16 protein-coding genes are annotated in these 21,663 nt (G+C 49.9%); 7 read left to right on the forward strand and 9 right to left on the reverse strand.

Annotated features, from left to right (window positions below):
• Positions 1–47 precede the first annotated feature (47 nt).
• A complete protein-coding gene (uvrA, locus tag MET42_RS0100255; protein ID WP_019880656.1) occupies positions 48–2,882 on the forward strand; it encodes an excinuclease ABC subunit UvrA in 2,835 nt (944 codons plus the stop codon).
• 142 nt (positions 2,883–3,024) lie between these two features.
• Here the strand turns inward: uvrA and mtgA are convergent, their stop codons facing one another.
• The 3 genes from mtgA to MET42_RS0100270 are packed head-to-tail and all read right to left on the reverse strand — an operon-like array spanning position 3,025 to position 5,037.
• Positions 3,025–3,711 carry a monofunctional biosynthetic peptidoglycan transglycosylase gene (gene mtgA / locus MET42_RS0100260; protein ID WP_019880657.1) on the reverse strand — a complete coding sequence of 229 codons (687 nt, stop codon included), beginning with the start codon at positions 3,709–3,711 and terminating at the stop codon, positions 3,025–3,027.
• A gap of 10 nt (positions 3,712–3,721) precedes the next feature.
• Positions 3,722–4,546: a shikimate dehydrogenase gene (aroE, locus tag MET42_RS0100265; protein ID WP_019880658.1), complete on the reverse strand. Its 825-nt coding sequence runs from the start codon at positions 4,544–4,546 to the stop codon at positions 3,722–3,724.
• Positions 4,547–4,587: 41 nt separating this feature from the next.
• Positions 4,588–5,037 (reverse strand): rhodanese-like domain-containing protein, encoded by a 450-nt coding sequence (locus MET42_RS0100270; RefSeq protein WP_019880659.1) that lies wholly within the window; start codon positions 5,035–5,037, stop codon positions 4,588–4,590.
• Between the two features lie 350 nt (positions 5,038–5,387).
• Between MET42_RS0100270 and glnA the strand changes: the two genes are divergently transcribed.
• The 4 genes from glnA to ntrC all read left to right on the forward strand — a co-directional run bounded on the left by glnA (position 5,388) and on the right by ntrC (position 10,035).
• Positions 5,388–6,797 carry a type I glutamate--ammonia ligase gene (glnA, locus tag MET42_RS0100275; protein ID WP_024930129.1) on the forward strand — a complete coding sequence of 470 codons (1,410 nt, stop codon included), beginning with the start codon at positions 5,388–5,390 and terminating at the stop codon, positions 6,795–6,797.
• A gap of 125 nt (positions 6,798–6,922) precedes the next feature.
• Positions 6,923–7,414 (forward strand): DUF4124 domain-containing protein, encoded by a 492-nt coding sequence (locus MET42_RS0100280; protein WP_019880661.1) that lies wholly within the window; start codon positions 6,923–6,925, stop codon positions 7,412–7,414.
• Between the two features lie 109 nt (positions 7,415–7,523).
• A complete protein-coding gene (glnL, locus tag MET42_RS0100285; RefSeq protein ID WP_024930131.1) occupies positions 7,524–8,624 on the forward strand; it encodes a nitrogen regulation protein NR(II) in 1,101 nt (366 codons plus the stop codon).
• Positions 8,625–8,643: 19 nt separating this feature from the next.
• Entirely contained in the window at positions 8,644–10,035 is a 1,392-nt protein-coding gene (gene ntrC / locus MET42_RS0100290) for a nitrogen regulation protein NR(I) (RefSeq protein ID WP_019880663.1), read from the forward strand.
• On the opposite strand, the gene MET42_RS0100295 is transcribed toward ntrC, so the two are convergent.
• Both MET42_RS0100295 and MET42_RS0100300 read right to left on the reverse strand, forming a co-directional pair.
• A complete protein-coding gene (locus MET42_RS0100295) occupies positions 10,036–10,707 on the reverse strand; it encodes a DUF6445 family protein (protein WP_019880665.1) in 672 nt (223 codons plus the stop codon).
• A gap of 94 nt (positions 10,708–10,801) precedes the next feature.
• The gene (locus tag MET42_RS0100300) at positions 10,802–12,043 is read right to left on the reverse strand and encodes a porin (RefSeq protein WP_029512267.1); all 1,242 of its coding nucleotides are present in this window, start codon (positions 12,041–12,043) and stop codon (positions 10,802–10,804) included.
• A gap of 365 nt (positions 12,044–12,408) precedes the next feature.
• Between MET42_RS0100300 and MET42_RS0100305 the strand changes: the two genes are divergently transcribed.
• A complete protein-coding gene (locus MET42_RS0100305) occupies positions 12,409–12,891 on the forward strand; it encodes a hypothetical protein (protein WP_019880667.1) in 483 nt (160 codons plus the stop codon).
• An 8-nt stretch (positions 12,892–12,899) separates the two neighbouring features.
• Here the strand turns inward: MET42_RS0100305 and mutY are convergent, their stop codons facing one another.
• From mutY to katG, 4 genes are all read right to left on the reverse strand, one after another.
• Positions 12,900–13,937, reverse strand: a complete 1,038-nt coding sequence (gene mutY, locus MET42_RS0100310; RefSeq protein ID WP_019915198.1) for an A/G-specific adenine glycosylase — start codon at positions 13,935–13,937, stop codon at positions 12,900–12,902.
• A 2-nt stretch (positions 13,938–13,939) separates the two neighbouring features.
• Complete coding sequence (locus tag MET42_RS0100315; RefSeq protein ID WP_019880669.1) at positions 13,940–16,630, reverse strand: AsmA family protein; 2,691 nt, start codon at positions 16,628–16,630, stop codon at positions 13,940–13,942.
• Between the two features lie 19 nt (positions 16,631–16,649).
• Entirely contained in the window at positions 16,650–17,453 is an 804-nt protein-coding gene (locus MET42_RS0100320; RefSeq protein ID WP_019880670.1) for an undecaprenyl-diphosphate phosphatase, read from the reverse strand.
• A 770-nt stretch (positions 17,454–18,223) separates the two neighbouring features.
• Complete coding sequence (gene katG / locus MET42_RS0100330) at positions 18,224–20,407, reverse strand: catalase/peroxidase HPI (RefSeq protein WP_019880672.1); 2,184 nt, start codon at positions 20,405–20,407, stop codon at positions 18,224–18,226.
• 346 nt (positions 20,408–20,753) lie between these two features.
• Between katG and MET42_RS0100335 the strand changes: the two genes are divergently transcribed.
• Positions 20,754–21,659 carry a hydrogen peroxide-inducible genes activator gene (locus MET42_RS0100335; protein ID WP_019880673.1) on the forward strand — a complete coding sequence of 302 codons (906 nt, stop codon included), beginning with the start codon at positions 20,754–20,756 and terminating at the stop codon, positions 21,657–21,659.
• Positions 21,660–21,663 lie beyond the last annotated feature (4 nt).

Consider the following 21,663-nt stretch of genomic DNA (forward strand, 5'->3'; position numbering starts at 1 on the left):
AATAATTGCGTATATTATCAGGTTGGCTGTCTGTTCGTGAAAGTATCATGGAATTTATCAAAATTCGCGGGGCGCGCACCCATAATCTGAAGAACATCAATCTGGATATTCCGCGCAACCAACTGGTGGTGGTGACCGGCCTCTCCGGCTCCGGAAAATCTTCACTGGCCTTTGATACGCTCTACGCAGAAGGGCAGCGCCGCTATGTCGAAAGTTTATCGGCCTATGCCCGCCAGTTTCTGGCTCGCATGGACAAACCTGATGTCGACCTGATTGAAGGCTTATCGCCGGCGATTTCCATCGAACAAAAATCCACCTCGCACAACCCGCGTTCTACCGTGGGCACCGTGACTGAAATTCATGACTACCTGCGTTTGCTCTATGCGCGTGCCGGGGACCCTGAGTGTCCGGATCATGGCATCAAACTCGAAGCGCAAACCGTCAGCCAGATGGTGGACAGCATCCTCAAACTGCCCGAAGACACCAAATTGATGATTCTGGCGCCCGTGGTGTCTAACCGCAAAGGCGAGCAGCTCGATTTATTCGATACCCTCAAAGCACAAGGTTTTGTACGTTTGCGCATTGATGGCAAGGTCTACGAAATGGACAGCCTGCCGCAACTGGCCAAAACGACCAAACACAGTGTGGACGTGGTAGTGGACCGACTCAAAGTGCGCGAAGATATGAAACAGCGTATTGCTGAGTCATTCGAAACCGCCCTGAGACTGGCCGATGGCAAAGCGATTGCCCTGGAAATGGATAATGAAAAAGAACATCTGTTTTCAGCCAAATTCTCCTGCCCGGTATGTGATTACTCACTAGTCGAGCTAGAGCCACGTTTATTCAGCTTTAACAACCCCATGGGTGCCTGCCCCAAATGTGACGGCCTCGGCCAGGTCACGTTTTTTGACCCCAAGCGCGTGGTAGCTTTTCCGCATTTGTCACTCGCCAGCGGCGCCATTAAAGGCTGGGACAAACGCAACCAGTTTTACTTCCAGATGCTGGCCAGTTTAAGCCAGCATTACAGCTTTGACCTGGAAGCGCCGTTTGAGAATCTGCCGGAAGAGACCCAGCAAATTCTGCTGTTTGGCTCTGGCCGCGAACAAATCACCTTTAAATACCTCAATGAACGCGGTACGTTTTTCAGCAAGTCGCACACCTTTGAGGGCATTATCAACAACCTGCAACGGCGCTACCGCGAAAGCGACTCCACTGCAGTACGTGACGAACTGGCCAAATACATCAACGCGACCAGCTGCCCGGATTGTGCAGGCACACGTTTGCGCCGTGAAGCGCGTCACGTCAAAGTCGGTGACCGCAACATTCACCAGATTTGCGAAGTGCCGCTAAAACAAGCGCTACACTTTTTTGAAACACTGCAACTCAGCGGCCAAAAGCTGGCCATTGCTGACAAAATTGTCAAAGAGATCGAGAACCGCCTGAAATTCCTGACCAATGTCGGCCTGGATTATTTGTCACTGTCGCGCTCGGCAGAAACCTTATCTGGTGGCGAAGCGCAGCGTATCCGCCTGGCATCACAAATTGGTAGCGGCCTGACCGGCGTGATGTATGTGCTGGACGAACCTTCGATTGGCTTGCACCAACGCGACAACGACCGCTTACTGGAAACCCTGAAGCGCCTGCGCGATATCGGCAATAGCGTCATTGTGGTCGAACATGATCAAGATGCGATTCAACTGGCTGATTTTGTTGTCGACATAGGCCCTGGGGCTGGTGAGCATGGCGGCAATATTGTTTCTTTTGGCACACCAGCCGAAATTGAGGCCGATCCCAATTCACTCACCGGGCAATATATCAGCGGTAAAAAACAGATCACCTTTAAATTGCCGCGCACCCAACCTGACCCTGCGCGTTGGATCAAACTGAACAATGCCACCGGCAATAACCTGAAAAATGTCAGCGTCGAAATCCCGGTTGGACTGCTCACTTGTGTCACCGGCGTCTCCGGTAGTGGCAAATCCACGCTGATCAACGACACGCTCTATCGCGTAGTGGCCACACATTTGTATGGCAGCACCACCGAAGCGGCGCCACATGAAAGCATCGACGGCCTGGAGTTCTTTGACAAAGTGGTTGATGTTGACCAAAGCCCGATTGGTCGCACCCCGCGCTCCAATCCGGCCACGTATACCGGCCTGTTCACTCCTATTCGCGATTTGTTTGCCAGCGTGCCTGAAAGTCGTGCACGTGGTTATGGCCCTGGCCGCTATTCATTCAACGTCAAAGGTGGTCGCTGCGAGGCATGCCAGGGCGATGGTGTACTGCGCGTAGAAATGCACTTTTTGCCGGACGTGTATGTGCCGTGCGATGTGTGCAAAGGCCAGCGCTATAACCGTGAAACACTGGAAATTCAGTTTAAAGGCAAAAATATCCACCAGGTACTGGCCATGACCGTGGAGCAGGCGCACCAGTTCTTTAATGCGCAACCGGTCATAGAACGCAAACTGAAAACCCTGCTGGATGTGGGCCTGGGCTATATTACGCTGGGGCAATCGGCCACTACGCTGTCGGGTGGTGAAGCACAACGGGTCAAGCTGTCACTGGAGCTGAGCAAGCGCGATACGGGCCGCACGCTGTATATTCTGGATGAACCAACTACTGGTTTGCATTTTGCCGATATCCAGTTATTGCTGGATGTGATTCACAGACTGCGCGATTCCGGCAATACAGTGGTGATTATTGAGCACAACCTGGATGTGATTAAAACGGCTGACTGGCTGATTGACATGGGGCCTGAGGGCGGTGATGGTGGCGGTGTGGTAGTTGGCGTAGGCGCGCCTGAGGAACTGGCAAAAAATACGGCCAGTTATACTGGCCGTTACCTCATACCCTTATTAAAACATCTCGCTGTCAAGGGCTAGGTCAACATGCAACCGGTCCCCGAGATGCGCCGTCATTTGACAGTGCATCCAATACGGATGTGGTAAAGCCACATACATATATTTATATAAAACATTGTATGTGGCGGTATGAGGGTTTAATAGCTTAAACAAGCCCTTAAAATCAGGGTATTTTCACCAATCGCATGCGCGCCTGTATGGTGCCAGCGTGACGACTCAGGTAACGTGTGCTGCGATGTACATCATAAAAGCGTGGATTCGGGATCATGGCTGCCAACCTGGCAGCCTCTGCTGGTCCAAGTGATCTGGCATTCCCATGAAAGTAATGACGCGAGGCCGCTTCGGCACCAAACACACCATCGCCCCACTCAATCACATTCAGGTAAATTTCCAGAATACGGCGCTTGGTCAATAACTTTTCTAGCATAAAGGTGATGACCGCCTCTTGCGCTTTGCGCCAAGGCGTCCGGTGGCCGGATAAAAACAAGTTCTTAGCCAATTGCTGGCTGATGGTGGAACCACCCGCCACAATTTTGCCTTTTTTCAGGTTTTTCTCGAATGCGGTTTCTATGCCCACCCAGTCAAATCCTTCGTGGTCGACAAACTTGCTATCTTCGGCTGCAATCACAGCGCGCTTTAAGTGGTTGCTGATTTTTGCATAGGGCACCCATTGCTGCTGCAACTTTGCATCAGGGTGACTTTCCTGCATGACTTCGAGGCGTGCTTCCATAAACGCGGTTGAGGTCGGGTTATGCTCAATCCACCATAACACATGTAATAGCACCCATACCTGATACAGGCAAATCCACAGCAGCAAGAGGCCAAAAAACAGTTTAATGGCTTGTTTCATCGTGAGAAACCTAGGACTGACGCAAAGACTGGATCACAGAAGCAGTGTCTGGACGCAAACCATGCCACAGATAAAACGCTTCGGCCGCCTGTTCTACCAGCATGCCCAAGCCATCTGCCACGCGCGCCCCTGCAGCCCGCGCCTGCTGCATAAAGGGCGTGTCTCTACCATACATCATGTCGTAGGCCAGCGTATGTTGCTGGAATACCAGTGCTGGAATTTGCAATGCACTATCGGTTAACCCAGCTGAGGTAGCATTAATCACCACGTCATAGCCTTGCGATAAGTCGGCAAATGCCTGCACCTGCAATGTGACCTTTGTACGATCAGCGTCTGCTGCAAACCGATCCGCCATGGCCTGCGCTTTATCCAGGCTGCGATTAGCAACGGTCAGTTGCAAAGGCTGCTGTTCAAGCAAAGGCAACACCACGCCTTGCGCAGCACCACCTGCACCAAGCAACAATATGGTTTTGCCAGCCAAGCGTGTTTGCTGATGTTTGAGGATGTCGTTAACCAGGCCGCAGCCGTCAGTATTGTCACCAAGTAACTGCGAAGCTTTGAAGCTTAAAGTATTCACCGCGCCTGCTGCCTGCGCCCGCGCAGATAAGTCCTGGCAGGCATCAAAAGCCTCAAACTTAAATGGCACCGTCACATTGGCGCCCACATAACCGTCGGCTTGCAAGCGCGCAATCGTTGCAGCAAAGCCATCCAAAGGCGCCAGCACCTTCTCGTAAACGATGGATTTATTGAATTGCTGTGCAAAGGCCTGGTGGATCAATGGCGATTTGCTATGTTCGATTGGATGACCAATCACTGCATACTTTTCAACGGTCATACGCGGCAAAGCTTCATTTGTCTAAAGTGATTGATACAGCGTTAATTAGTCCACGGCAGGCCAGCATGCTTCCAGCCGTTAATCAAGGTTCTTTGCTTCAGCGCATTGGCCTCGCCTTCAAAGCCTTCAATCATATTATAAGCATTGCTATAGCCCAGTTGCTGCGCCAACAACGCCGCATTATGACTGCGTCCGCCTGTACGACACATAAAAATCACGGTGCATGATTTATCCACTTGCGCTTGCAATTGTGCAGCAAACTCGGCATTTGCCACCATGCCAGGGTAAAACGCCCACTCTACATGGGTCGCAACAGGCACACGCCCGACCAACTCCAACTCCGCGCGTGAGCGTACATCGACCAACACCGCTTCGCTATTCTGGCTAATCAATGCGTAGGCTTCTTGCGGCGTCACCGCACCCGCATATGACAAGCCAGTTTGTGAGGCGCGGGCATGGGCCTGAGTTAAGATATTTTCTACGCTTTCCAAATCACACCTTCATTCATTCACACAAGGACTAAAACGGCGAGTATACCCGCGAAAGCAAGTCAAAATCACAATGCACAATTTTGGTGCTCAATTTGTTGCATTGCACACAAATAGTGCATGATGTTTTTATAATTTTATGTAAGATACCCCTTAACCATGCAAAATGGTTATTTTGGCGTGGCATGCTTCCTGCTAATATTACACATTGAGATTTCCTGGGATTCGGTCATCCGGCTGAATTCCAACTATCCATTGTTTGACACTTGCTCACGTTACGGGACATCCGCAACATGCCCCGCTTTTTGCGTGTGCAACTTAAAATTTAGACCTTGATCATTGAGGAGAATGTAATGTCCGTTGCAAACGTAATGAAATTGGTTGCAGAAAACGACATCAAATTTGTTGATTTCCGTTTTACCGATACCAGAGGTAAAGAGCAGCACGTGACTGTGCCAGTTTCTCACTTCGACGAAGATAAATTTACTGAAGGCCATGCATTTGACGGCTCTTCCATCGCTGGATGGAAAGGCATTCAAGCCTCTGACATGCAACTGATGCCTGATGCAAGCACCGCATACATTGACCCGTTTTTTGACGAGCCAACATTGGTTTTAACCTGTGATGTTGTTGACCCTACAGATGGTAAAGGTTACGACCGCGACCCACGTAGCTTGGCGAAACGCGCTGAAGCCTACCTGAAATCCAGCGGCCTGGGCGACACAGCCTACTTCGGTCCTGAGCCAGAGTTCTTCATTTTTGACAGCGTACAATGGGATGCCACCATGGGTGGTAGCTTCGTTAAGATCAACTCCGAAGAAGCAGCCTGGTCATCAGGTGAAAAATTCGAAGGCGGCAACACAGGCCACCGTCCAGGCGTTAAAGGCGGCTACTTCCCAGTGCCTCCAGTCGACTCATTGCACGACATCCGCTCTGCGATGGTGATGACACTGGAAGAGTTGGGCGTGCCTGTTGAAGTGCATCACCACGAAGTGGCGACTGCTGGTCAATGTGAAATCGGTACTAAATTTGCAACATTGGTACAACGTGCTGACTGGACACAAATCCTGAAATACGTAGTGACCAACACCGCGCACGCTTACGGTAAAACTGCAACCTTTATGCCTAAACCAATGTTTGGCGATAACGGTTCTGGTATGCACGTGCATCAATCCGTATGGAAAGATGGCAAAAACCTGTTTGCAGGTAACGGCTATGCTGGTTTGAGCGATTTCGCCCTGTACTACATCGGCGGCATCATCAAACACGCGCGCGCATTGAACGCGATCACTAACCCAGGCACTAACTCATACAAGCGCCTGGTGCCACATTACGAAGCACCGGTAAAACTGGCTTACTCTGCTAAAAACCGTTCTGCTGCGATCCGTATCCCATTCGTACATTCAGACAAAGCACGTCGTGTTGAAGCTCGCTTCCCAGACCCGATTGCCAACCCATACCTGGCTTTCTCAGCTTTGCTGATGGCTGGCCTGGACGGCGTTCAGAACAAAATTCACCCAGGTGAACCAGCGACAAAAGACTTGTACCATCTGCCACCAGAAGAAGATGCATTGATTCCAACCGTGTGTTCTTCATTGGAGCAAGCGCTTGAGTACCTGGACAAAGACCGCGAGTTCCTGACACGCGGTGGTGTGTTCACTGATGACTGGATTGACTCTTACATTGCATTAAAAATGGAAGAAGTTACCAAATTGCGTCAAACACCACACCCTGTTGAGTTTGGTTTGTACTACTCCTGCTAATCGCAAGAGACGCACCAAAACAGGGCAGCTTAGGCTGCCCTGTTTTTTTATGCACACTCAGCATCGTCAACCTTTTGCAGTAAACACACGTTGATAACCTCAACAATCTACTCTAAACTATTGCCATGAAAAGACTTTTTTACGTTCTCGCTTTTGTACTGGCATCAAGCAGCTGCCTGGCGGATATCTACAAGTATACGGACAGCAATGGTGTGACCACGTACACCAATATCAAGCCAGAAAGTCACAGCAAAGCAGAATTGGTCATTAGCGGCCCAAAAACGGCGGAGCCACCACCCGTTGCGCGTGAAAAAAAACCTAGCGCAAAAGCCCCCTCTCCGGCTAATTTCCCCAAAGTGGATAACCAGACGCAAAACCAGCGCGACCAAAAACGCCGCGAATTGCTCATGAGTGAATTAGAGCAAGAAAAACAAGCACTTGAACATGCAAAACAGCTCTACGAAGAGGCGCAAAATACGCCCGAAGTCTATAAAGGCGCCAATGGAAAAACCTTTAGAAACGTCGCAAAATACGATGAAAAACTACATGTGATTGAAGCCGAAATTCAGGCCCATGAGCGTAACATCGAGCTACTCAACAAAGAACTTAATCTGTAAACGCACCATTTTGGGAATTCTTTAAACCATTTTTGACACCTGAGTTAGAATTGGCTTGGCTTTTGCTTTAAAACAGGGCGTGATTCACTCTTTTTAACAAGCTTAGGATATGGTTCAAAAATCTCCCCACGGGTTTAGCGGTTTAGAGCACATTGCAACAGCAGTGATTCTGCTCAATAACCAGCTGGAAGTAACCTATGCAAACTCGAGTGCAGAGATACTGTTCGCGTTTAGCGCCAACCAAATTCACGGCCTGCACATTCACGATGTATTCGTGAATTGCGAGATTCTGCAAATGGCGGTCACCAATGCCATACAAACTCAAGGCCCCTTTCGGGAACACGAATTCACGCTGACCACACAACGCGGGCACACCACGGCGGTCACTTGTACCGTCACACCCATTTCAACCACCTTCAACCAAACACCAGAGGACATGCTGATCCTGGAGTTTGTGCAAATGGACCAGCAATTGCGCATTGCGCGTGAAGAACGCATGTTGATTCAACAGCAAGCCAACTCAGAATTATTACGCAATCTGGCACACGAAATCCGCAACCCCTTGGGCGGTTTGCGCGGCGCAGCGCAATTGCTTGAATTCGAGCTGCCACAAGCCAGCCTGAAAGAATACACGCAAGTCATTATCAAAGAGGCGGATCGCCTGCATAGCTTGATGGACAGACTGCTGGCGCCCCATCGCGTACCTAAATACGAGCCGACCAACATTCATGAAGTATTGGAACGCGTACGCAGTTTATTGCTGGCGGAATCCCCCAACCATATCCGCGTCATTCGCGATTACGATACCAGCCTGCCTGAACTGATAGGCGACCGCGAAAAGTTGATTCAGGCGGTGCTGAATATCGCCCGCAACGCCGCGCAAGCCATGCAACAAAGCCAGACGGAAAGCGCAAGTATTACCTTCCGCACGCGTGCAGAACGCCAGATTACACTGGCCAGGAAACGCTACCGCGTTGGTATCCATCTTGAAATTATTGATAACGGCCCCGGCATCCCGGCAGGCATTAAAGAACGTATTTTTTACCCCCTGGTTTCTGGTCGCGAAGGCGGCACAGGCCTGGGGCTTGCCCTGGCGCAAACATTTATTACGCAGCACCATGGCATGATAGATTGCGATTCACAGCCAGGCAAAACAACCTTTCATATATTGCTACCGATTGAAAGTACGCAATTAAAATCATCAGCATAATAATTGACGAGAAATAGCTATGAAACCAATCTGGATCTTAGACGACGACAAATCCATCCGCTGGGTGTTTGAAAAAGCACTGGCACGCACAGACTTTGATTTCAAAACCTTCTCGTCTCCTGCAGAAGCACTGAATGCGCTAAACCGCGAACAACCACAAGTGATTGTCAGCGATATTCGCATGCCTAACGGCTCCGGGTTGGACTTTCTGTCAGAGGTAAAACAGCGCTTCCCGGATATTCCCGTCATTATCATGACCGCTTACTCCGACCTGGAAAGTGCGGTGGCAGCATTTCAGGGTGGCGCCTTTGAATATCTGGCCAAGCCTTTTGATGTCGACCAGGCGATTGAAATTATCAAACGCGCGGTTGAAGAGAGTATGCGGCAATCGGTTGAAGCCATTGAAGATACCGGCCCATCGCCAGAAATTATCGGTCAGGCACCAGCCATGCAAGAGGTGTTCCGCGCCATTGGTCGCTTGAGCCGCTCACATTCAACGGTACTCATCAATGGTGAGTCTGGCAGTGGTAAAGAGCTGGTCGCCAGCGCGCTGCACAGACATAGCCCACGTGCAGACAAACCATTTATCGCGATTAACACCGCAGCGATCCCTAAAGATTTGCTGGAATCCGAATTGTTTGGTCACGAACGTGGTGCGTTTACCGGCGCCGCAGCGGCCAGAAGAGGGCGCTTTGAGCAGGCAGATAACGGCACCTTATTTCTGGATGAAATCGGCGACATGCCTGCAGATTTGCAAACGCGCTTATTGCGTGTGTTATCCGATGGCCAGTTCTATCGGGTCGGCGGCCACCAGCCAATCAAGGTCAATGTGCGCGTCATTGCGGCCACGCACCAGGATCTGGAAGAGCGCGTTAAACAAGGCCTGTTCCGTGAAGACTTGTTTCACCGTTTAAACGTCATCCGCCTGCGCCTGCCGCCTTTGCGCGAGCGCAGGGAAGACATCCCCTTGCTGACCAAGCATTTTCTCGCCCACAGCGCTCAACAGCTAGGTGTAGAGCCCAAACAATTATCCCAAGCGGCCATCAAATACCTGATGTCAGTGAATTGGAGCGGTAACGTCCGCCAACTGGAAAACGTCTGTCACTGGCTCACCGTCATGGCACCTGGGCAGAACGTAGACGTGAATGATCTACCGCCAGAACTGAAAGAGGACACCGGCAAGCATAATACAGGCGGCTCCTGGCAAGAAGCATTGGCACAAGAAGTCACCGATGCACTCAACCGCGGGGAGACCAATATTCTCGACGCCAAAACCAAGGAATTTGAACGCATTCTTATCACGCGCGCTTTGGCTCATACTGATGGCCGCCGCATTGAAGCAGCCAATCAGTTAGGCATGGGTCGCAATACGCTGACGCGTAAGATTCAAGAGCTCGGGATTGATGACTAATTAAAGTGGTTGCTTTTTCACGCGTAACAATGGAAAAGAGCTTTCTTTATTTGCATCAATTTTAGTAATAAAAAACACCTGCGCCAGTCGTGAATCTTGTTTTGTTTCTCCAAAAAACTGATTGGCGCAGTGGTGAATGTAACCTTCAAAAAGAATTAACGAGTTATAGACATTATTAACACGCACAACCTCATCAAACATGTTGTGATAGCTAAAATCTATCGGCTCTTTGCGTTTAAATCGCTCATCATTCTCTTTAATCTGCGTCCAGTATAAGTCTTCATCATAGCGGGCATTCTTTCTGAATAAAGACGTTCCGGAATCAAGCGGCGCATCCGGTGTTAAATAAAGCACTCCAGCAAATACCGTATTCTGATCCTGATGAATCAAGCCATGGACATATCCCGCCTCTACAATCTGAAAACTGGTATTTATTTGCCAACGCATCACATCATGTTCAGGGATATGAAACACACTAATGAGCTTTTTACACACTTTCTCATAGAGAGACTGACTTAAATCTCTAAGCTCTTTTGTTCGACTACCTGGGAAAACATACTCTATATCTTTCATCTCATGACAATAGGTATATTTTTGCGCCAAAGCATACTTTCTGATTTCATCTGGATTCTCATAAAAATCGGAAATCACTGTCACCGGGTAAAGCTTCATAGCTAAAACTTTCTATGTATTTACTCAATAAAAAACGGCAACCGAAGTTGCCGTTTTTCTGACTTTTAATTTAAGCAGTTAAACTGCAATTAAACTAGAAGAACAGGATCGCACCCAGAGAGATGGTTTTTGCTTTCAGATCTGTATCAGCAGCGGTACGGAAGTTTGTATCGTCTTTAGCTACAGAGTATTCAGCAACCAGGTTCAAGTGCTTGGTCAGTGGGTGGTAAGCACCAACAGTCCACATGCTAGCTTTCAACTCGCTCAGGTCTTCGCCACCATTGCCATCTAATGTAGAACGGCCATAAGAAGCAGCCAGCTTAGTACCTACAGTAGGAATAGTGTATGAACCTTGAACGTACCATTGGTCAGAATCACGACGTTTGCCGTTAGCATCGAAACCGTTCAACAGTTGAACTGTTTGGCCGATACCTTTACCTTGACCGTAGTAACCAACCAGACCGAAGTCAGCAAATTTCAGGCTTGTACCGATATCCCATGCAGTTGCACGGTCATCACCAAAGGTTGTAACACCATTGTTCAGGCCAGCAACTTTTTGGCTGATTGCAGAAACCCATACTTTACCAGCCAGATCGCCAGTCCACTCGTAAGAAGCTTTACCTTCGTAAGCAGATTGTGAACCACCACGTTGGTTAGAACCTGATGATGCAACTGTACCGATATCAGCAGCCAATGCATTCCAAGCTTGTGTTACACCAGCTGTGAATTGGAAACCGTTCCAGTTTGGTGAAGAGTAAGCAACTTGTGCTTTCCAGTCAGCATACATGAAACCACGGCCGATACGACCCAATGTAGTTGTGTTGCCAGCCAAAGAACCAGCAGCAGAACCAACGCCCAACAGAGTTTGGTCGTTCAAGATAGCGTCTGAAGCGTAGATGCCCAGATCTTTACCCAGCTTGATAGAACCCCATGAAGCATCACCGAATGTCAAGAATGCTTGACGGTTTTCTTGGTTACCAAAACCACGTGTTTCACTACCATTGTCTTTCGGGTTTTGAATACCAGCTTGCGTTGTTGATGCACCTGGGTTAATGCTGATTGTGAAACCAACATCCAGGTCGTTCTGACGTGTTTTACCAGAAACGCTCAGGTAGTTTGGCAGCAAACCGGTAGTGATGTTGTTTACGCTATCACCGTTTGCAAACTCACCAGCATTTGCGTCGTCGCCGCTGAAGCTAGTGTGAGTGTAGTAAGCGTTTACAACGCCACCGATGTCCAGAGTCCAGTCACCAGCTGGGATAGTGATGCCAGCTTGTGCGCCAGTAGCGGCAGCGAACAGAGCTGCTGCAACTGCAACGTTCAATTTTGTATTCATACGAATCTCCAAAAATGTTGTTTTCACAACTTGTGTAAGGATATTGCTTTTTAAGATGAGCGCAAAAACGCTCATACTCGAGAACTCCTGCGGAATCACTTAAAGCATTTCCAACAAGGTCAGAGCAATTTTTGCAAATGCAGGGCTTTTGGCGCAAGTGAATACGTCAAATTGCTTAGCGCAAGTTTGATTTGTTGCAGAATTGCAACAGTCTGACTAGTTCGGGAAATTGCAAGGTTATGAAAAGGAGCGGTTTTACTAGGCTGTTCAAACTGAATTTATCTAAAAGTTTCTGCTAGGATAGCAATGTTTAACAGTGTCTTTGCTGTCCACACCTTTATATATGATTCTAACCGGGGCTTCTCATGATTTCTGACATTCAGTTATGTAGTCGTTTTATAGATACATTAGACTGGATTTGCCAAGTGCTGATCAGACACTCTGATGACTTCAATGTCGCCCTGGTGAGAATTGCCTATGGGGATGACAACAGCCTGGGCGAGGCTTATGGCGCGCCTGAGGCATTGCGCCAGCTCTCTTCTTTGACACACGATTTGCAGCGTTCATTTAGACGTTCAGACCTGGTCGGCAGGGAAGGCACTGACTTCTGGATTTTATTCCCTTATACCCGCGTCACGGACAATGTATACGACAAGCTCATGGATGTGATTCAAGGCTCCGCGCATGCGAACCTGAATATTGTTGAGCGCGAAATCGCTATTTTTGAATTGCCTGTGATTTACACAAAAGCGCTGGTGAAACCTGATAGCGCGCCTTCTTTATTAAAACATCTCAAAAATAATCAGGCCGAGTTAGCCAGCCACGTGTTTCGACTCGCAAACCTCTAGGCACCTGCCTAAGGCTGTTTGAACGCTTTAATTAAAGTGCGCACCGGCGTTGGCAGTGCAGCTGAAATCGCGTCAGAGAAGGTCAGCCACTGCATATGAGGGGGGAGGACAGGCCGCCGCCCGGTCAGTTGTAATGGTTGCGGCGTAATTTCAAGCTTGAAGTGCGTAAAGGTATGCCACAACACCGGCAGCACTTCCAGCGTTTCAGTTTCCAATCCCAGGTTTTCCTGTACATGCGGCACGGCTATTTGTGTAGAAGATAGTTCAGGCAGACTCCATAACCCTCCCCATATCCCCTGATTGGGCCGCCGTTCCAGCAAAATCTCACCCGCATCCACAATCATGAGCATAGTGACTTGTTTTTCTGGCAATGCTTTGCGCGGCTTAGACGCCGGCAGTTGGGCCACACGCTGTTGTTGATAAGCCTGACACTGATCCTGCATAGGGCAATCATCGCACCGCGGTTTGCTGCGCGTGCAGAAAGTCGCACCAAAGTCCATTAAGCCTTGCACATACGCAGGCAAACCATCATCAGGTAATAACGCTTCAGCAATTTGCCACAGTTTTTTTTCAACTTCGGGCAATCCTGGCCAGCCATCTACCGCATACAACCTGGCCAGCACACGTTTAACATTGCCATCTAAAATGGTCTGGCGCTGATTAAAAGCGAATACACTAATCGCGGCGGCCGTTGAGCGGCCTATGCCCTTCAGTGTCTGGATGGTATCGAAATCTGTTGGAAAAATACCACGATGCTCACGCATGATAGTCTGCGCAGCATGATGCAGATTACGTGCACGGGAGTAATAGCCCAAACCACTCCAATGACGCATGACCTCGTCCTGCTCAGCCTCGGCCAGACTGGCGATGGTGGGAAAACGCTGCATAAAGCGGTCATAGTAGCCAATGACGGCCGAAACCTGCGTTTGTTGCAGCATGATTTCAGACACCCACACGGCGTAAGGGTCACGCGTTTGCTGCCACGGCAAATCATGGCGGCCATACGCCTGTTGCCAGGCGATTAATTTTTCAGCAAACACACTCACAGCTAGAAGTTCAACAGCTTTTTCAAAGCCTTTTGTTTGAGCTGGTCGGCAGGCTTGGCAGGCTCCGTTGTCGTCCCGCTCTCGGATTTGGCTGCATCACCACCCGTGCTATCGCTGGATGACTTACCATTGAGCAATCCTTTTAAGGCATCGGCCTTCGTGCCGCCAAGTTTTTCGGTGAGCGCATCCAGTGCCACAGATTTCGCCAATGCTTGGCCCAGCGCGGCCATATCAATACCAAATTTAGGCGCGGCAAAAGTGCCCGTTATTTTAACCGGCACACCCACGCTACCAAGCTGTTCGGCATCTTTACCACCCTGACCTTTGAGCGAATTGACCAGCGTTGGCTTGGCCAGATAGTTAATCTGTTCTTTGCCGATATCGATATCGCCCTTGCTTTCGCCCTTGGTCAATCGAAAAACTGGCGCCTTCATGGCCAGGTCGTCATTGTGCGCAACACCGTTTTTGATATTAAACGTTGCCGTCAACTCACTAAAGTCTGTTTTTTTGCCTTTATCCGCAGCGGCATCCGACTGGCCTTTGAGCACATTCAGCTTGCCTTTGGCGTCCCGGATCGCGCCAGCCAGATCAAAGCCTTTCACGGCGCCTTCAGCCATACGCAAATCAACCGAGCCGCCCAGTGACTTTTTTAGCGCCGTCACCGTATTACCTTGCGCTGTCACATTTAAATTCAAGTTACCGTTGCCAGACAGCATGTCATTATTAATAGTGTCGACCAGCAACGGGCCGACGGCGATATTTTGCAGGCTTTGCTGAATCGCCAGCGCAGGGGTCGCGCGCGCATCCAGCTTGACTGCGCCGCGCACCGTGCCCTGATAGACATCCACATTCAGCGGATCCAGACTCGCCAGCCCATCTTGTGCTTTTAAACCAATATTGAGGTTTTTAGCTTCTGTTTTGCCATATTTCAACCAGCCCACACGGATACTGCCCTGCGCATTCAGTGCTTTCAAGGCAGACAAATCAATCGGTTGCTCAGTCTTATCGGCCGCTTTGTCAGCAGGTTTGCTTTCATTGGCGCTGGCCGTCGATTGCGGCAAGTAGCGATTCAAATCCAGCTTGTCTATATTGAGGTCAAACGTATATAAAGGCTTGCTGAACTGGCTAACCCCGACATTGCCTTGAATACGCGTGTCATCCAGTTTGACATCCAGGCCTTGCAAGGCGAGCTTTTGTCCATCGGCTTTGATGCCAACATTGAGGCCACTCAAGGTATAGGGACTGTATAAAATCTTGCCGATATTGATGCTGCCATCAAGGAACAAGGTTTTTAACGCGCTCAGGTCGGCAGGTTTATCTGCTTTGGTGCTGGCTTTAGCGCTGCTCGCTGCAACGTCTTTTTTACCACTTACATTGCCGAGCAGTGCGTTCAAGTTCAGAGTATCAGCATGCAGCTTGAAACCAATATGCGGCGTACTGAAACCGGCGACACTCACATCGCCATTCAGTTTGGTTTCCGCCAGCACCAAGTCAAACGTGGTTTTAACCTTCTCTTGCTTCACATTGGCATTGGCTGCCAGTTTGAACTGGCCCTGCATGGCACCATTGGGCAAAGCTGGGTCTTTAATATCAAATTTGCCGGCCAACGCAGGTACTTCAAAAATCAGGTCGGTCAGATTAGCTTTCACCGGGGATGCGAAGTGACCTTCCACTTTGCGCGCACCCGCATTGACATTAATATCCGCTGTAATGCCTTTGCTTTCCACTGCCTGTTGATTACCCTTTAATTCAGCCAGTACTACGGCCAAGTCCACATCGCCATTGGCATCTTTCTGCTTGAGTGACAGCAATACTTTGTCGCTACTGATGAGCGTTGGATTCACTTTCAAAGCAGGAGCCTGTACGCCGACATCGCGCTGAGCGCCTTTAAAGTTCCCTTGCATGGCCAGTTTCAGGCCAGATACATCCAATGCCGTTTTCGCCACATCAACATCAACTGAGCCTTGCGCAGTGACTGTGACGTCCTGCCCATCCAGCAGCGCACCCTTTAATTGTGCGTCTAAGCCTTTAACAACAAAATGCTTACCTTCCGGGTCAGCCATGATATTGACCTTGATCGCCGCTTTCGCATCGATGGCAGGCTGGTTAGCCGCCAGGTGAAAATCTGTCGCCACATCAAACGGCTTTTTCAACGCCACCTGACCGGTGGTCAGATTAAACTGGTCTACACTATATTTAGCCCCGGTGCCTTCATTGCTAAAACTGGCCTGGGTGTTAGTGATTTTGATGCCTTGCACATCAAAATTAATCTGCTGTGACTCTTCCTCTTCCTTGCTCAGCAAATCATCAAAGTTGAAGCTGCCATCGGCATGCTGAATCACATTGACCTGCGCACCATCCAGGTAAACGGTATCCACCACGATTTCTTTTTTGAGCAGTGGCAATACCGCCAGCGCCACTTTGGCGCTTTTAATCGCAGCAAACTGTTTGTCAGATTGATGCTCGGACAAGGTAATCTCGCCCAGATCAGCACCGATTTTTGGCCAGAAACTGAGCTTGATGTCACCCTTGATATCCAGCGTGCGCTGTTTTTTGTCTTTTACCAACTGAATCACGGTTGGCTTGTAATCATTAGGATTAAAGGTCACCGCCAGGTAAACCACCACCAATAGCAGCACCGCCAGCAGCGCAACGATGCCTAACGCAATTTTTTTAAACAGTGCACGATTCATGACTCACACCTTAAACAGATTAATGTGCAAAAAAGGCCAATATCAGAATACCAAATACGATGCGATACCAGGCAAACACCGCAAATGAATGCTGGGCCACGAAACGGATCAACGCACGAATCACCACCAGCGCAGACAAAAATGAGACCACAAAGCCGATTAAAAAGATCAGCGCATCATCAGCAGACAACAAATCACGTGCCTGATACAAGTCCAACCCGGTCGCCGCAAACATAATCGGCAACGCCAGAAAGAATGAAAACTCGGTCGCGGTCTGACGACTCAGGCCAAAACACATGCCACCCAAGATGGTAGCCCCTGAACGTGACATGCCGGGGAACAAGGCCAGCGACTGGGCAAAGCCAATCTGCAAAGCCTGCTTGGCCGTGATCTGGTCAACATCGCTCGTTTTGCCTGCTGGCGCAAATTTTTCAATCAGTAAAATCAATACGCCACCAACGACCAGCGCAATACCCACCGTGAATGAGGAGAACAAATGTTCTTTAATTTGATGATGAAACGCCAGGCCGATCAGCGCAGCTGGTAAAAAGGCAATAATCAGGTTACGTACAAAATGTTGAGCGTTGGTATCGGTTTGAATGCGCTGCACCGTATTCCAAAGGCGCTGGCGGTATTCCACACAGACCGCAAGGATCGCGCCCAGCTGGATAATGATTTCAAACACATCGCGTTTATCTTTAGAGAGAAAATCCAGCCACTCCCCGGTAATGATCAGATGTCCAGTACTACTGACAGGAATAAACTCGGTCGCGCCTTCGACCAGGCCCATGATCACGGCCTTCAGCATCAAATAAATATCCATGGCTGTATTCTAGCAGACACTGCAAAGGACTTGCGGGGTGTTGGGAAAATTAGCAGGATCAGTCATACCGTGAAATATTTAGTCATAAATGTAGCGTTTTGCGTTATTGCGGTATGGCTGGAGTCCAAACGAAGTGAGGTGGGAATAAAAGGTTGCTCGTTTTCTGGAGGGTTCCTTTTCGCCTGTAGGCGAGTCACTTTCTGATGCTTGCCCCTCAGAAAGTAACCAAAGAGGAGGGCACCCAGCCATCACGGCCTTGCGGCTCCCTTGCGTTGCTCAACAAAGTGGGCGTCCATCGAAACTCGCCCTAGCGGCTTGCACAACCCGCAAGCCCCCACTTAGTCTCCGCTACTCAGCGTGATGGAATGGGATTCATCTCGCCAAACACACATTGTAGAAATGTGGATAGTTCAAAAACCAGATTCTTTTATTAAAATGGCGCTCTCTTGGTGTTCGGGGTCCCCATCTGCCGCGCCGAGCAACGCAGGGTTGGCGGGGGTCTTCGGCAAGCAACTGTTTGAGCTCCGTAGGAGCGAGTTTTTGATTGCCGCCCGACAAGCCGAGTAGCACAGGAAACAAGCGGAAGTTGGGGTGCACTTTCTTTTGGTTACTTGTTCTTTGGGCAAGCAAAGAAAAGTAACTCGCCAAAAAGGCGAAAAGCAACACCACATAAATACACAAACCTAAGAATTACCTTCTCTACGAGATCCAATCCACAAATAAAAAAGCGCCTAGATTTCTCAAGGCGCTTTCGCTTTTATAAACTGCGATTACTTCAAATCAAACCGATCCGCATTCATGACTTTCGTCCAGGCAGCCACAAAATCCTGCACAAATTTCTGCTTGGCATCGTCTTGCGCATACAGCTCAGCATAAGCACGCAATATCGAGTTAGAGCCGAACACGAGGTCCACACGTGTCGCAGTCCACTTCACTGCGCCCGTGCTGCGGTCACGCACTTCATACAGGTTTTGCCCTGTTGGCACCCACGTATAACGCATGTCCGTCAGGTTAACAAAGAAGTCGTTACTGAGCACACCAGGTCTATCGGTAAACACGCCGTGCTTGCTTCCGGCATGGTTGGTATCCAGCACTCGCAGGCCGCCGATCAGCACTGTCATTTCTGGCGCCGTCAGACCCATCAGTTGCGTACGATCAAGCAACATATCTTCCGGACTGGGCACATAGTCCGCTTTCAGCCAGTTGCGGTAACCATCATGTACTGGCTCCAGCACATCAAAAGACTCCGCATCGGTCTGCTCGGCAGTAGCATCGCCACGGCCTGCAGTAAATGGCACTTTCACCTCAACACCTGCCGCCTTGGCTGCCTGCTCAACTGCGGCAGTGCCTGCCAGCACAATCAGGTCGGCCAGACTGACTGGTTTGCCAAACGCTTGCTGAATCCCTTGCAGCACAGCCAACACCTTCTGTAACCGGACTGGCTCATTGCCCAGCCAATCTTTTTGTGGCGCCAGGCGAATACGCGCCCCATTGGCACCACCACGATAATCCGACGCGCGGAAAGTACGGGCGCTGTCCCAGGCGGTGGCGACCAGCTCTGCAGTGGTCAGGCCGCTACCCAGGATTTGCGCTTTCAAAGCAGCGACATCCGCCTCGTTCAGTGCATTGCCTGCAGGCACCGGGTCTTGCCAGATCAGGTCTTCCTGCGGCACATCCGGACCAATATAACGGGCTTTCGGCCCCAGATCGCGGTGCGTCAGCTTGAACCAGGCACGGGCAAATACCTCGGAAAAGTATGCCTGGTCATCACGGAAACGCTCCGAAATCTGACGATAAGCCGGGTCTTTAATCATGGCCATGTCAGCATCGGTCATAATCGGGTTATAGCGGATGCTAGGATCTTCAACATCGACCGGTTTGTCTTCTTCCTTGATGCTCACAGGCGTCCACTGCCATGCACCAGCTGGGCTCTTGCTAAGCGCCCATTCGTGGTTAAACAGCATGGCAAAATAGCCGTTATCCCAACGCGTCGGGTGTGTGGTCCAGGCGCCTTCAATGCCGCTGGTGACTGAGTCACGGCCAACGCCACGTGTCGTGTGGTTGTTCCAGCCCAGGCCTTGCTCATGCACATCGGCGGCTTCAGGATCGGCGCCCAGATTGCTGGCCTGGCCGTTGCCGTGTGCCTTGCCTACCGTATGACCACCTGCCGTCAAGGCTACGGTTTCTTCATCATTCATGGCCATGCGGGCAAAAGTTTCACGGATATCGTGCGCTGTTTTTAATGGGTCAGGGTTGCCATCCACACCTTCCGGATTGACATAGATCAGGCCCATCATCACCGCTGCGAGCGGGTTTTCGAGATCGCGCTGACCGGAATAACGATTACCTTCGCTACCGGTTTTGGCCAGCCACTCTTTTTCGTTACCCCAGTAAATATCTTTTTCCGGATGCCAGATATCGGCACGACCAAAAGCGAAACCAAACGTTTTCAGACCCATGGACTCATAAGCAATAGTGCCTGCCAGCGCAATCAAATCCGCCCAGGACAGTTTATTGCCATATTTCTTCTTCACTGGCCACAGCAGGCGACGCGCCTTGTCGAGGTTGACGTTATCCGGCCAGCTATTGAGTGGCGCAAAACGCTGGTTACCGGTACCAGCGCCGCCACGGCCATCCGCTACACGATAAGTCCCGGCCGCATGCCAGGTCAGGCGAATCATTAAGCCACCATAATGCCCCCAATCAGCTGGCCACCATGCCTGGCTGTCGGTCATTAACGCATGCAGGTCTTTTTTCACGGCCGCCACATCGAGGGTAGCGACAGCCTGGCGATAATCAAAAGCTTCCCCCAGCGGATTGGTCTTGCGATCTTGCTGATGCAAGATATCCAGATTTAAAGCATTGGGCCACCAATTGGTATTGGATTGCCCGCTGGCGGTAATTGCCCCATGGCTAAAAGGACACTTGCCGGTCGCGTGTTGTTTATTCTCCATTTTTAAGCTCCTTTTTTGATTATGATCACCCAGGCTCCAGAGATGACCAGATGATCAATATACTACTTCTTCATTATTGCGATAATAGTTCATCGTCCAATTGATCAAAGCAATCTTGTTGCTGATTAAAAGCAGGCAGCGTAAGCCGCCAATGTTTCCTGCAAATCAGGGGGTTCGGTATACAGCCAGGCCAACATGTTTTCTCCTTATGAATGAAGTACGAGTGAGTACATGACTTGCATTCTAGGCAAGCGATATTAATTTGTATAATTGTATGTTTTGATATTATTGATTAATAAAATTAATAGAATTACACTATCAGCCATCACCTGATAAGAGCACCGCCATGACCCTGATTGAATTGAAGTTTGTGTTAGCCGTGGCACAAGAGCGTAATTTTCGCCGCGCAGCCGAAAAATGCTTTGTCACCCAGCCCGCGCTGAGCCTGGGTATTAAAAAGCTGGAAGAAGAACTAGGCGTGTCATTGTTTGAACGCAACCGCAATGAGGTCACGCCCACCGAGATCGGCGAGCAGATTATTGCGCAGGCGAATATCGTGCTGGAGCAGGCGGCCAAAATTAAAGACATGGCCAAACATGGCAATGACCCGCTCAACGGCCTGTTTAAACTGGGCATGATTCACTCGGTAGGGCCTTACTTGCTGCCGGAAATCATTCCACCATTGATAAAAACGGCACCGCATATGCCGCTGGAGGTCGAAGAGAACATCACTGCGACCCTGGAGCAGCAACTCAAAAATGGTGTCATTGATGCCGCCGTGATTGCTTTGCCATTTGATGTGCCTGGCATTGAAACCATCCCGCTTTACGATGAAGACTTTAATGTCGTTGTGCCGGTGAGCCATCCATGGGCAGCGCGAAAAACCATTCATGCCGATGAGTTAAGTAACGAGAAAGTGTTGTTGTTGAATACCGGTCATTGTTTTAGTAACCAGGTGACGCAGGCCTGCCCGGAGTTGAGCCGCAAAGGGGAGGTATTACAGGGAAATTCACTGGAGACCATACGTAATATGGTGGCTTCCAACCTGGGCATCACGGTATTACCGGCCATGGCAACCGTATCACGCTATCAAAATCCGCTGATTCGAGTCATCCCGTTTAGCAAACCGGCGCCTAGCCGACGCATTGCCTTGGCCTGGCGTAAAAGCTTTGTACGCACCGCTGCTATTGAGGTGCTGGGAAAAGTAATGATGGAAGTGGGTGCAACGCAGGCGCAACTTGCTCGCCGCTAAATAC

This window comes from Methylophilus sp. 42, from assembly GCF_000384155.1.
In the GTDB taxonomy this organism is placed as follows: domain Bacteria; phylum Pseudomonadota; class Gammaproteobacteria; order Burkholderiales; family Methylophilaceae; genus Methylophilus.